This is a genomic window from Flavobacterium granuli (assembly GCF_031456055.1).
GTDB classification, from domain to species: domain Bacteria; phylum Bacteroidota; class Bacteroidia; order Flavobacteriales; family Flavobacteriaceae; genus Flavobacterium; species Flavobacterium granuli_A.
The window spans coordinates 480,080-495,623 of the sequence record NZ_JAVDTX010000003.1 but is presented as its reverse complement, the minus strand read 5'-3'; the positions used below and the strand labels follow the sequence as shown (position 1 = coordinate 495,623).

At 37.1% G+C, this 15,544-nt stretch carries 1 protein-coding gene and 1 pseudogene; both read right to left on the bottom strand.

Going from position 1 to position 15,544, the window contains the following annotated elements:
* Positions 1-11,849 (bottom strand): annotated as a pseudogene (locus tag J2W95_RS09105) (SprB repeat-containing protein); the annotation flags it as partial.
* A gap of 466 nt (positions 11,850-12,315) precedes the next feature.
* Entirely contained in the window at positions 12,316-15,543 is a 3,228-nt protein-coding gene (locus tag J2W95_RS09100) for a PorP/SprF family type IX secretion system membrane protein (protein WP_310006142.1), read from the bottom strand.
* Position 15,544: the final 1 nt, after the last annotated feature.

Here is a 15,544-nt window from a genome sequence, read left to right as displayed (position 1 = left end):
GAACCATTATTGTTTATTCCGTTAGCAACATTACATGAAATATCACTCGCTAAGGCTCCAACTATAGCTATTGGAGTAACTGAATCTACTGTGTAAGATTCTTGATACGTACAGCCGTTAGCATCTTTTACTTGGAATGTATATGTATCTGGTACCAATCCTGTAAATACTCCGCTTGATTGGCCAGTAATATTGCCAACTGCACTTGTTGGTGACAAAATGGAATATGTTTTTGTTCCTACTCCCTTAACAACATTCGTAATTGAAACTGTACTTGTTTGTCTGACTGCCGGACTGCAATACACTGCTGTGCCAGTAATATCCATTCCTGTAGGAGCATCCAAAACTGGAATATTAACTCCATTTGACAGTATATAGATACATTCATTAGCATCTTTCACATAAACATTAAAAGTTCTTCCAACATACGATTGATACGTATTTGTTGAAGAATAATTAACTCCTAAATCAAAACTATACTCATAAGGAGCTGTTCCAGTTCCTGGCGTAGCTGTAACAGTAACAGTAGCAGGTTGTGCAGCATTCGCAGCTCCACATGTTAATGGTGTCGTTAAAATTGAGCTAGCTCTTAAAGGTGTTGGTGATCCAACAATAACATTATTTTTTATATCTGAACAACCTCTGCCTGAATTAACTTTTACAGTATAAGTTCCAGCAAGTAAACCACTAAACACATTAGAAGCTTGAGCTATACGTGTTGTTGGGCCAGCGGTAATTTCATAAGTATAATTAGGATTATTATTTCCAGTTCCCAAGTTAACAGTAATAACTCCATTAGAATCTCCGCTACAAACTACAGGAGTCGTAACTGTTGTAAAAGTAACCGCAGTAGGTGCAATTAACGTGACTGAAGCCGTTGTACTACAATTCGTTGGTGTAGTAGTTGGTATGGTTTTATCAGTCATTGTAACAGTATATGTTCCTGCAGGTAATTTTGAAATTACATTTGCTACTATAGTAACTCCTACTGGCATTGGCACTATTGTATACGTGTAAGGACCTGTACCTCCATTTCCGGACATAGTAATTACACCATCATTATTGGCACAAGTTGGCAAGGTCGTAATTGCAGCAGTAGCTACTAATGGCTTAGAAATTGTAATTGACTCAGTATCAATGCAGCCATTGGCATCTTTAATTTTAATAGTATGAAGGCCAGAATTTAATCCAGTAATAATATGAGGCCATACAGTGACATTTGTAAAAGTGCTATTATCAACACTAATAGAATGAGTGCCAATTCCTGCAGTAGTTCTGTTAACATTGATACTAAAAGTTCCCTCGACAACACATTTATTAACTACTGATAAAGCAATTACCGGCGCAGGGTCTTTAATCAAATTAACGATGGCGCTTGGCTGAATACATCCATAAGCATCTTTTGCATGAACGTAATAAGTTCCTGCTGCTTTAGTGAATGTGCTAGCAGAATTCCAAGCAGAATCAGTTGCAGATGGTGCTGTAGCTGAACCCGTAATCATATACAAATAAGGTGCTGTACCGAATTTTGCCAATGCAGTTATAATACCTAAATTATCACAATTCTCATTTTTAATAACTGAAGCGGATACAGTTAAAGGAATTGATGATTCTTTAATTTCAAAAATGGCTGAAGCAGATTTACATCCATTAAAAGCTCCTGTTCCATTTTCAATAAATTTAATGTAATACTGTCCTGGAGATAAAGCACCAGGGCTTGGGGCCGTAACTGTATAAGGTGGTGCACCTGTAACAATTTTATTACCAACAGCTCCAACAGCAACATTAGAAAAAGCACTAAAAATTTGATAATCTATACTAGTTGTTGTACTATAAAATCCACTAAGTGTAAAAGTAACGCTACCATTATTTAATCCTTGACAAGTAACATTCTTAGCTATAGGTACTGCTGTTAATGCTGATGCCGGAAGAATAGGCGCACTAGCTGCCTCTACATAATAACATTGGGTAGTTTTATCATGAACTACAAAAGTATAAGTCACTCCAGGAACAAGATTAGTAAAAGTTTTAATTTTTCCTCCTAGTGCATCAGGAGCAAACCAAGTTGTAGTGTATGGAGAAATGTTCGATTCTAAAATACCAAATTCATAATTACCGCTAGCAATTAAAGTTTTCACTTCAACCTTTGCAGTCCCTCCAGTTGTACAATTTGATGCTAGAGAGGTAACATTAATGTCTAAGTCAGTAGGTGGCGAAGCCATCGTAATTTTCTGTGTTAAACTACATCCATTGGCATCAACAACATTAATTGTATAAACACCATAATTGATAATCGTAAAAGTGTGATTTTCACGTCCTGTAGTAGTTGCAGTATAAGGATTTCCAGCAATTACATCACCAAAATTATTAGTAATAAAATATTTAAATGGTGTTGCAACAGAACCTGTACCTCCTAAAACATTTGAAACTGTGATAGAACCTAAACTTGAACCAGAAGAAGCATTACACTTAATCTCAACATTAGACAAAGTAAAAGTAATTGGATTTGGCTGTGCGATTGGGGCGCTATAAGGCACGGGATTGATACAACCTTTACTGTCTTTTACCGTAACAGAATATGTTCCTGCTATTAGTCCAGTAAATATATTAGAAGATTGATAAGTAGTGCCATTAATACTATAAGTAAATGGACCTAAACCTTTAGTTGTATCTATATTAACCGTAAGTATTCCCGTATTATCTCCATTACACTTAATAGATTGTGTTTCAGTTACAGAAGTAATTACAGGATTAACAATTGGATTAACAGTGATAACATTCGTTTCCTTTTTACAGCCATTGGCATCTGTAATTTCAAACTGGTAAGTTCCCGCTACAGTTGGATTAGAGGTAAATGTATTTCCCGTTACAGCTGTTGAACTTCCATAAACTCCTCCATTAAACTTAACCTTATAACTAAAATTGGCTTTTCCTCCATTAATGGTAACATCAATTTGAGCACTAGCCGGCGTAGAACAAGTTAAGTCTTTCTTTAAAATAGCATCTGTATCTAAAGCGTCATTAACCGTAACAGAAATTGTATTCGGACAGCTATTAGCATCTTTAACAGTAATTGTATAAGTCCCTGCAGGTACTGTAAATGTATCAGCTGGACTTGGTGCCACACCTGTATTAATAGTATAAGTATATGGACCAACACCAGAAGCTCCAACAGCTTTAATTTGGAATGTGCTTCCCGAAGCAGTACATTGATTCAGTACTGAAGCACTCACGGTTGGATCAAGATCTTTGGCAACAGTAACGTCTAATTTAAAAGTACATTCTTGACTGTCTTTTACCCATACATCCCAACTTAGACTTGTCGTTGGGTTTAAATTTCCAATATTGGTAGTCCCAACATAATCATTTGCACCTGGTGCTACACCATTTATCTTATAAGCGAATGTATAAGGAGCAGTTCCTCCTGTTGGCGTAACAGTAACTTTTGATGTTGCAACATTACAATTAGCATTTACTTGCGCAACAGTTGCAGATAAAGCAGTTGTTGGCCCATTAATAGTTATTGGTTTTGAAATAGTACATTTTGTTGTCTCGTCAGTAAAGAGAACATTATAACTTCCTTTAATAAGGTTTGGCAAAGTAAATTCTGCAGCTGTTTGTCCTAGAACTGCAGTTCCTCCATTTACACTATAGCTATAAGTAGTTGTAAAACCGCTCACATTATAACGAATAGAACCTGCATTAGAACCAAAACAATCAGCATCAGATAATTTTGTTGCTGTTACCGCAATTTGTATTCCTACAGGAACGTTATGAGTATCTATATCATAACATCCGTTAGCATCCGTTACTTTAAAAGTATAAGTTGTACCTCCTGCTAAACCATTGAAAACACCAGTTGTATTTGATGTCACTGCTGTTGAAGGAGCCGTAATTGCATAAGTAATTGTTCCTGTTCCAGTTCCTGCAGTCTTAGTAATAGTAACTGTACTTGTAGTACTGGCAACTGGTAAGCAATAAATTGGTGTATGAACAATATTCGAAATCGCTGGAGGGTTTAATTTATTAATCGTAACTGCCGTTCCAGCTTGAATACAACCTTTACTGTCTTTAACAGAATAATTTATCGTTTGATTCGATCCGTTATCATATACAGTCAATGTTCTTGCCGAATCATATGCGCCTCCATTGAAACTATACTCATAAGGGGCTGTCCCAGTTGTAGGAACATTAATTGTAACCAAAGCGGATTGTTTTACATTGCTAGCGTTACAGCTCAAACTTGTTGCTGAAGCTGATACTGCCAAAACTGTAGGTTGAGTAATAGTAACAGAAACTGATCCTGTACACCCCTTGCTGTCTTTAACATAAAAAGTATAAGCTGTGGCCGAAGCAGCTAAACCAGAAAATGTAGGACTAGTCGTAAAACCAGAAGTTGCATTTCTACTGTAAGTATATCCTCCTGAACCTCCAGCTCCTGTTAGGGTAACTGAACCATTGCTTAATCCGTTACAACTTACTTGCGTTGGCGCTGCAGTAACTGTAGGATTCGTAATTGCCGTTACAGTAGCTGTAGCAATGGCAGTACATCCATTTGCATCAGTAATAACAAATTTGTAAGCACCTGCATTTGCATTGCTTACATTATATGTAAAAGTTAAAGACGAACTTGATGCGCTTGGGGCGCTAACTGCTCCTGTACCTTTTTGAACCGTATAAGTATAAGGCGCTTTTCCTCCTGTAATTGTAGTGGTTATTACAGCATCTGGACTGGTTGAACAATCTAATGTATTGGTAACATCAGCACTTGCCGTCAACTGCGGATAAACTGTAATTGGCGTTGTTGAAGCCGTACATTGATTACCGTCTTTTACCCAAACGGTATATGGCGTTGCACTAGCTGCAACAGTAAATGTATTTGCAGATTGGAAAGCACCTGCTGCACCATTGATTCCATAAGTCAATGTGCCTATTCCTCCAGTACCGGTAGCAGTAATGGTAAAATTGTTTCCAGAAGCAGTACATTGGTTACTTACAACTGCTGTCACTGATGGTATAGCATCTTTAATAATGGTTACGGTAGTTTTTACGGTACATGCGTTAGCATCTTTTACATACACATCCCAAACTAAATCAGCTCCAGAATTAGTATTTACCGTTACAACATTGCTGGTTGCAAAAGCCGTAGGCGCCGCAGCTCCTGTTTTTACCGCTGCATAACCGTAATTAGTTGTCCCGCCCGATGCTGTTATAGTAATATTTGAATTATAATCATTACAGTTTACATGAGTCGCTGCAGCACTCGCGATTGATAAAGCAGCAATAGGCTCTTTAATCGTTACTGGATAATCGTCACTACAGCCTGTTGCTGTATCTGTTACCTGAACTTTATAGTTTCCAGCCTTTACATTGGCCAACGTAAGCGTATTTCCAGATTTTGTTAATGTTCCTGTTCCTAATGTTCCTGATGTTAACGCAAATGTATAAGCGCCCGCAGTAACATTTCCAGATACAGTAAATGTAGCTTTACCTGTTGAATTCCCTTTACAATCTACATTTAAATCAACATTTCCTGTTATTGCAATTGGAGTAACAGCATCAATTGTATGTAATTCTGAATAATAACATCCATTAGCATCCGTTACTTTAAAAGTATAAGCACCCGCTGCTAAACCAGCAAAAATATTTGATGGTTGTTTTCCTAGAATCACTACAGACGGAGCTATAGTTTCGTATTGTAAAGTCCCAACTCCATTAACAGCAGTAACCGTAACTGTAGTAGTTGGTGCAGAACATGTAACAACTGCATTGGCAAACGTTAAATCGGTTGGCTTGTTTAACTTATTAATAATGATTGCTGTTCCTGCTTTGATACAGCCTTTACTATCTTTTACCGAATAATTTATCGTTTGATTCGATCCATTATCATTTACAGTCAATGTTCTTGCCGCATCATATGCGCCTCCATTAAAACTATACTCATAAGGTGATGTTCCTGTTGTAGGAACATTAATTGTAACCAAAGCGGACTGTTTTACATTGGTAGCGTTACAGCTCAAACTTGTTGCTGAAGCTGATACAACCAAAGCAGTAGGCTGAGTTATAGTAACAGAAACTGATCCTGTACACCCCTTGCTGTCTTTAACATAAAAAGTATAAGCTGTGGCCGAAGCAGCTAAACCAGAAAATGTAGCAGTAGCTGTAAAACCAGAAGTCGCATTTCTACTGTAAGTATATCCTCCTGAACCTCCAGCTCCTGTTAAGGTAACTGAACCATCACTTAATCCGTTACAACTAACATTTATGTGTGTCTCGCTTACTGTTGGATTCGTAATTGCCGTTACAGTAGCTGTGGCAATAGAAGTACATCCATTTGCATCAGTAATAACAAATTTGTAAGCACCTGCATTTGCATTACTTACATTATATGTAAAAGTTAAAGACGAACTTGATGCGCTTGGGGCGCTTATTGTTCCTGTACCTTTTTGAACCGTATAAGTATAAGGCGCTTTTCCTCCTGTAATTGTAGTGGTTATTACTGCATCTGGACTGGTTGAACAATCTAATACTTTTGTTGAAGTCAAAGTTGTCAGTTCTGGATAAACGGTTACTGCAGCTGCAGAAGCCGTACATTGATTACCGTCCTTTACCCAAACGGTATATGGCGTTGCACTAGCTGCAACAGTAAATGTATTTGCAGATTGGAAAGCACCTGCTGCACCATTGATTCCATAAGTCAATGTGCCTATTCCTCCAGTACCGGTAGCAGTAATGGTAAAATTGTTTCCAGAAGCAGTACATTGGTTGCTTACAACTGCTGTTACCGATGGTATAGCATCTTTAATAACCGTTACGGTAGTTTTTACGGTACATGCGTTAGCATCTTTTACATACACATCCCAAACTAAATCAGCTCCAGAATTAGTATTTACCGTTACAACATTCCCTGCTGCAAAAGCCGTAGGCACTGCAGCTCCCGTTTTTACCGCCGCATAACTATAATTAGTTGTCCCACCGGATGCTGTTACCGTAATATTCGAATTTTTATCGTTACAGTTTACATGAGTAGCGCTAGCACTCGATATTGACAAAGCAGCTGTTGGCTGCGTAAGATTCACTGCATAAGTACCTGTACATTTCGTTTTTCGGTCAGTTGCAGTAATCGTGTAAACTCCCACTGGCAGAGCCGTAGGAACATTGACTGTCGTAATGGTTTCACTTATATTATCATCTTGTTGTACAATCCCACCACTTGCATTTTTAATCACATAATCATAACCTCTATCTTTTACTCCAGTAACTGTAAACTCAATAGTTCCTTTATCTCCAAAACATTTAATAGGAGTAAGCACAGAACCTCCTGCAACAATATCTGGCACATCTTTTACATGGTAACGTCGCTCAACAGAACATCCATTTCTATCAATAGCTGTAAAAACATAGTCCCCTGGATCAAGACTATATTGTCCAGATGCTTCAATTGGAATACTTATACCCGAAGGAACAGCAATTACTTGATAACGAATAGGAGATAATCCTCCTATAGCCTGAAATTTGACATGCGCCTTATATGCTGGACACTCTAGACCAGTCTCAAAAAACACATCAATACCAGCAATAAGTGTATTAGCACTAATTGTTTTCGATAAAGGCCCAAACTGACAGCCATTTTTATCTCTAATATAAGCAGTTACAGTTTCTGGTGTACTTGTAAAATAAATATTATCAGAGCCAAAATGATTAGCATCATTAAAACTATATTCATAAGGACCTACCCCACCTGAGCCAATAACTGTAATCTTTGCAGCAACAGTACCTGTACTACTGCAACCTAACTCTGTTGCACTAATAGTTCCTCCAACAACAGTTGGATTTATTATCGTAACGTCAGTCACCGCAGATTCACAACCTTTACTATCAATAACCTTAATATTATAAGTCCCCGCCGCTAAACCGGTAAATTGATTCGTAGTTTTAGTAGTATATGTTGCTGCAGTATTTAACTTAATTGCATAGGTGTAAGAACTAGTAAAACCATTACCTGCTGTCACTGTAATAATACCATCATTTTTATTATTACAAGTAATATCGGTTTTATTAGCAGTTAATGTTGGCGTTGTTTTTGAAGAAACAATTATAGTATTGCTAGTTGCCGGACAGCTCTTGCTATCAGTAACTGTAAACACATAGGTACCAGCAAGTGTAGTCGTATATGGGAAAGAAGCAACTGTTGTAGCCGTAGCTCCGTTATAAGAAACTTTGTAAGTATATGGTCCTGCATATCCATCAGTAACCGTAGCTGTTATAGATGCACTTACTAAACAGGTTAGATCTTGTGTTAAAACTGCGTTCAGTTTCAATGGAGGCGAAATAACAATATTTGATATTGTGGCTGTACACCCATTGCTATCAGTCACAACAATTGAATGCGTACCTGGTGCAACATTACTAAAGGTTTTTGAATTAGCAGGTGTATTTGCATTTCCATCTAATGCATAAGAATATGGTCCAACTCCACCGCTAGCATTAACTACTAAAGATGCAGGATTAGCTGAAGTATAACACCAGTCAGTAGTTGCATCCAAAGTTGCTGTTACCGCTGGAGGATTTACTACACTTACAGGTACACCAACAACATTGCTGACACACAAATTAATATCACGGGCAAAAACTGTATAATTACCAACTGGCACACCTGTAAATACTGCATTATTACTGAAACTGAATGGAGCTACTACAGTAATTCCGTCAGATTTACGTAATTCATATTGGTAAGGAGATGTTCCTCCTCCACCCACAGCTGTAATCGTTGCTCCTGTTGTACAAGTAGCTATTTTGGTTACAGAAGCAGAAACAGTTAAAGCTGCTGGTGCTTTTATTTCTTTAGAAAATGGAAATGTACAGCTACCTGCTGCTGAATCGTAACGAATACTTATATTATAGATTTTGCTTCCTAGGTTTGTTAAAGTTTTGCTTCCGCTTGTTGAAGCTGGAACCGGAATTACAGTTTGCCAAGCACCACCATCTACTGAATATTGAAATCCTTTAACTTTGTCAAAATTTTGAGCCGATATCGTAATTTCACCATTGCTTTGACCACTACATTTTACATCTTTATATCCTGTTATACCAGCCGAAAAAGCTTTACTCCCATCAACAACTAAAGGAAAAGAAGCTACTGTATTACAGGCCTTAGGCATCTGTGTAACCACTAAATCATCAACAGCAAAATCGATACCATTTACTTGTGATAATTCTAATCGCAATACAAAATCTAAAGTTGTATTATTACCGGGGTTGATAGTTTTTGTATATTCTACCCAACCATTAGTTTTTGGTATTCCACCTGTAGATTGAGAAGACAAAGCAACTCCAGCACTATTTTGTAATTCTACAGTAAGAGAGGCGTCTGGTTGTGTATTTCCAACTTTCAATAAATTGGTACCAACAAACGTAACCTTAATTGGTTGGTTAGGAATAATATCTTTAATGGTTTTTCTATAAAGAACCGCGTTATTAGGAATTGAATTTCCGGCATCTACAGCCAAATATCTTCCATTCGCACTACCACTTGTATGATCCACAGGATTATGCCACCCGCTATAAGGATTGTTTTTTAATGAATTGGTAACGGTGTATTCTCCATTTCCAAATAATCTATCTCCATTACATTTTGTCGCTTCAACTTGTCTTTCCCAACAAAAATTTGGATTAATTCCCGGAGAACTAACATCTGGTCCTGAACCAAAGCTTTCATTTAACAATACGCTTTCGGTAGGAACACTTAATACATTATAGCTAACAGTTATTGTATGATCTCCTTGAGTGACATTTTTGAAAATGTTTGAAGGACTACTTGTATTAAGAACTCCATCCATATAATAGTCATAACTAAATTGAGGAGATCCACTTCCGCTATTAGTAACCGTTACCGTACTTGTAGCCGAACCATCACAATTAAATACTGGAGCATCAACACTAATTGTTGGAGCAGCAGGTTTTGTCTCTAAAGTAATGGGCGCCAATGCAACCTCACAATTCGCGTCTTTGATATAAAGAATATGCGTTCTTGGATCAACATATGCTTCTTTTGTGGTTACCCAAGTAGCTTTACCATCAAAACTATATAGGTAAGGATTTGTCCCTGATATAGGAACTCCACCTTCTGCATTCGTAATCCTAACCTTTCCTTGAAGTTCTTTTCCTACTGGACCACAACCAGATAATTCTGCAACCCCTGCTGACGCAGTTAATGCAGTTGTTTGCCCAATTGAAATTGGAGCGTCGGGATCAATACAGTAACTATCATTCCTGCTTTTTTTGTACTCAATACTTATAATATAGTTTTCAGGAGGAAGATTATTGAATACATAAGTAGTTCCTGTTACTGTTTGATAGGTACCAGCAGCTAAGCTACCACCATCTATCTTTACATTTATATAACTATAACTTTTCCTGTCTGATAATGTTACTGTTATTGATCCATTTGGATTTGTACATGTTCCAGCCGTTTTAGTAATAGTATAAACTGGTTTATCAACGGGATCAACTATAATTGTTTTCGAAATGGAACAGCCATTTGTATCTTCAACACGAACTTCATAAGTTCCTGGCTGTACCACTGTAATGTTCTTATCTGAATTTAGAACAAAACCGGCATTGTTTATATTAACCCAGTATCTATAAAAAGTGGTACCACCTGTTGCGTCAACCCTAATTTTACCTGGAGTACAGACTGCTAATGCTGTGGGAACTAAATTAATTGTTAAAGCCGCTGGAGCTGCTGGTACAACAACATTTGTCTGAATATCAACCATACAAGAAGTCCCCTCCACATAAGTTTTTATAGTATAGGTACCAGGAGTCAAACCAGTAAAAAGTTTGGCCGTATCTTTAATATAGCCACCACTAGAACCAGCTGATAATGTTGTAGCATTATTATAAATTTCATATTTATATTGTAGTCCAACATTACTCGCAACAACGTTAACACTCCCTTTGTCACCATTACACTTAGGCGCAGTAATCACAGTTGAAACAGTAAAATCTAAGCTATTAATTTCAAGGTTTATAACTTTAAATTCACATGCACCAACAACATTTTTTAGTCTTATAAAAGCCGTGTAAGTACCAGGCGTTGTCGTAGTAAAAACATTACTGTCATTCCATGCTCCTGGAGTAGATCCAGTAGTAAAACTATATTGGTAACCATCACCAAATCCGCCTACAGTAATTTTACCAGGAATTACACAAGTAGCACCATATTTAACAATATTGTTTTTGGCAACAGCAGTAGGTATTAAGGCGTTTTGATAAACATTGAAGTAAAAAGTATAAAGAGTCCCAGTGCTATCAGTAATTTTCACACGAAATTGTCCTGCTGAATTTGCTAGATAATCTTGACCTTGAGTACCCGCAACGCTTGGAACTGCTACCCAACAAGATGCTAATGCATTTTTATTGGCACAATCGCTATTTGAAACAGTTGTACAACTACCCCCAGAAATAAATCTTTCCCAGATTATGGATCGTGCATCTGTTATTCCAGTTTGGATAAGTCTAGAATCATTTCCACCACATAAAAATAATTTAGGCAATAGATCACCATCATTAGGACATTGGGAAACCTGCCCAGCATAGGAATTTGTTGCATATTTAATTAAGGGATTTGTAATTTCAGCTGCAGTATTGGAAATCAATGCTTTTCCATTAGTAACAGTAATCTTATTTTTCAACGAATCTGCGCCAATTACTAACGTATCAACTTTTACTTCGATGCTTTTAGCATTAACAAGAGACAACAAAGAAGAGCTCTCTACATTAGAAAAACTAGAAAGAGTTGTTATTAAAAAGAAAAGAAATAACAAAACAGCAATTCTGTTTTGCATAATTGAAAAAGAATTCCTTTGTAAAAAAGATTTTTTCAAATCTCTCAATTCTTTCGAAATTGAAAAATTTAAACTTACACTCTTTTGAAATAAATTTTCAAACAGAGAAAATATCAAAACAAAAAAATTAGAAAAAGTAGGTTTTTTCATGGTAAATATATTTTTGAAGAATTCCTTTCAAATAGCTCTCTTTGGGGGGAGACACTATTATAAGAAAATCTCATTTTAAATTAAATGTTAAATTTTAACACAAACAACACAACTTCTCACTTAAAATGCCTGAAAAACAGCGCGTTATTTATTGTATTTATATAATCTTTAAAAAAACAGAGCGATAAAAAGCTTTTTAAAAAAGTCGATTAAAGCTACAAATCATCGTTTAAAGCGCTAAAAATAATCATTTCATAAGAATAATTAGCAAATGTTTAAAAAAATATTTGAAAAAGACAACTCCATTAAAAAAGACTTATTTCTGAATTTTAACAATTACCATTTTTCCATTATAAGGCTTCTTACCTTTCTCTCCCAATGCCTGTGTCGCTTCATCCAAATTATCAAACATAGCTTCGTAAATAAAATATTTACTAGAACTAGCGTCATAGAAGAAATTCACCTCTTTTTGTCCAGCAGCTACTGTTTTAGTAACGAAGGCATCACGTTTTTGAGCATCAGTATGAACAGCTAATATTACATAATAACCACTTTCAACATTCTTATTGTTTTTAATAATCTGCATGTTGGACTGGCTTTCTCCAAAATCAAAATCTTCAGCTTTTAATGGTGTACTACTTACTTTTGTAGTTTCTTTTATTCGTTTCAGAGTAGCCAAATCTTGCGTATAACGATCTTGATCATTCAAAGAAGCGGCACGCTTAATTCTACGTTTTTTCTCTATCTCAGTTTCTACTTTGATTTGTTCAAGTTTGGCAGCCATGATAGCATTAGATTGCTCTGCTTTTGCTTGTTCCGCTTTTAAATTCTCAATAGTCTTCAAATAATTTTGGTTAATTAAATCATTCTTCGGAGTCTTTTTAAGTCTTTCAGCATAAAGTCTATTGAACTCATCCAAAGATTCTGCCTGAGCTCTATTTACCTCGGCAATTTGTGCCTTAATAGATTCCAACTCGGCATTTTCACCAGAAGTACTTTTGAATTCTACTGTAGTTTTTACAATACCTTTATCACTTAAATCATTTTCTTCCCTCATTTCTCTCAATGCTTTTTGCTTATTCGCCACAGAAGCATCCAAGCGAGATAACAATTGTTGTTGCTTACGTTTCGAATCTTCAAGTGTCTTTGTCAAATTATCCATTGATTTTCCATACTCATCTTTTGGCATGGCATCGGCTTTGGCTTTGGCAAGTGCCTCAACAGCCAATTTAGCAGCAGCGGCAGCTTCAATTTTATCTTGTTCAGCTTGAGCAGCAGCATCAGCTTTGGCTTTATTTTCAGCAGCAAGTTTTGCGGCAGCGGCATCAGCATCGGCTTTCGCTTTGGCATCGGCGGCAAGTTTCGCAGCGGCAGCATCAGCTTTTGCTTTATTTTCGGCAGCCAATTTAGCAGCGGCTTCAGCATCTGATTTTGCTTTGGCATCAGCAGCAAGTTTTGCGGCAGCGGCATCAGCATCGGCTTTCGCTTTAGCATCAGCGGCAAGTTTCGCAGCGGTAGCATCAGCTTTTGCTTTATTTTCGGCAGCCAATTTAGCAGCGGCTTCAGCATCTGATTTTGCTTTAGCATCAGCAGCAAGTTTAGCGGCAGCGGCTTCAGCATCGGATTTCGCTTTGGCATCAGCAGCAAGTTTTGCAGCGGCAGCATCAGCTTTTGCTTTATTTTCGGCAGCCAATTTAGCAGCGGCTTCAGCATCTGATTTTACTTTGGCATCAGCAGCAAGTTTTGCAGCAGCTGCATCGGCATCAGCCTTAACTTTATTATCGGCAGCTAATTTAGCGGCAGCTTCAGCATCTGATTTTGCCTTAGCATCAGCAGCAAGTTTCGCAGCAGCAGCATCGGCATCAGCCTTAACTTTATTATTGGCAGCTAATTTAGCGGCAGCTTCAGCATCTGATTTTGCTTTGGCATCTGCAGCAAGTTTCGCAGCAGCTGCATCGGCATCAGCCTTAACTTTATTATCTGCAGTTAATTTAGCGGCAGCTTCAGCATCTGATTTTGCCTTAGCATCAGCAGCAAGTTTCGCAGCAGCTGCATCGGCATCAGCCTTAGCTTTATTATCGGCAGCTAATTTAGCGGCAGCTACAGCATCTGATTTTGCTTTGGCATCTGCAGCCAATTTTGCAGTGGTTGCATCTGCATCAGCCTTAGCTTTGTTATCAGCAGCTAATTTAGTGGCGGCAGCAAGTTTCACTGCGGCAGCATCTGCGTCTGCTTTAGCTTTAGCATCAGCAGCTAATTTTTCTTTTGCAACTTCTTTTGCTTTAGCATCGGCAATTAATTTCGCAGAAGCATCAGCATCTGCTTTTGCCTTGGCATCTGCTGCCAATTTTGCTTTAGAAACTGGCTCTTGTTTTTTCGCTAATGCTAATGCGGCCGCATCAGCTTTGGCTTTATTATCAGCAGCTAGTTTAGCTTTTTTAGCTTCTTCCACTGCATCAGCTTTTGCTTTCGCATCTGCAGCTAGCTTGGCTTTATTTTCAGCAATTTTTTGTTGTTGTACAGCCTTTGTATCGGCAACTGTTTTGGTATCTGCTTTTGGTTTAGCAGTCGATGTTTTTTGAATTGGAGCTGGCTCTATTAAAGCACCTTCTTCTTCATCATCTCCGTAATCAAAATTATTATTTTTAAACTTATAAGCCAATACAACTATATGAGAAGCGCCCAAATCTGAAATATCACCCAATCCCATCCCATAAGAATATTCAAGAGCTATTTTTGGGGTGATATTAAGTCCAAAACCAGCGGTCATTCCCAAAATAGAATGATAACCTCCTTGTACCCATATTCCTTTTGGAATTGTAAACATAGCAGATCCAGAAAAAACAGTTTCTTCTTTATTAACTTCAGTTTTGATTAAACCAGAAAATTTGCTTTTGTCAAAAAACCCATAAGAATCTATAAAACCAGTGTACATAACATGACCTACGATTCCTTTATTAGGATCATCTTTTAATATTCCAGAGTTAAAATTATAGGAAACTAAATTATTAAAGGCCAATCCAAAATCAAAAAAAGCAGTCCCGTAATTGATACCTGGGTTGATGGTCATTACAGTATTTGAAGGTATATTATCCAATGATGGGTCTGGATAATTTGAAATAATCTTTCCACTATTCAATCCACTTTTATATGCACTTAAATTGATTCCAAAAGTCAAATTACTATCTTCTTGCAATAGAATATTATGAGCAAAATTTGCAACTAAACCTGTAGTTGAAAGAACTCCTTGTGATTGTTGAAAAACACCCAAAGCCACACCTTCATCCTCTCTAAAACGACCTGAATAGCTTAACAAATAAGTTGTTGGAGCATTTTCAAAACCAGCCCATTGTGTCTTATTAAACAAAGTTATATACGCACTTTGCTGTCTAACAAAACTAAATGTAGGGTTAATAACAAAAGAATTGAATTTCAAAGAATTTCCAGGCGGAATTACATAAGAGACAACTCCATCTTCTTGTTGGGCATAGAAAACTTGGATTGAACAGCAAAAAATGAAAACGAATAGTAAATATTTTTTCATA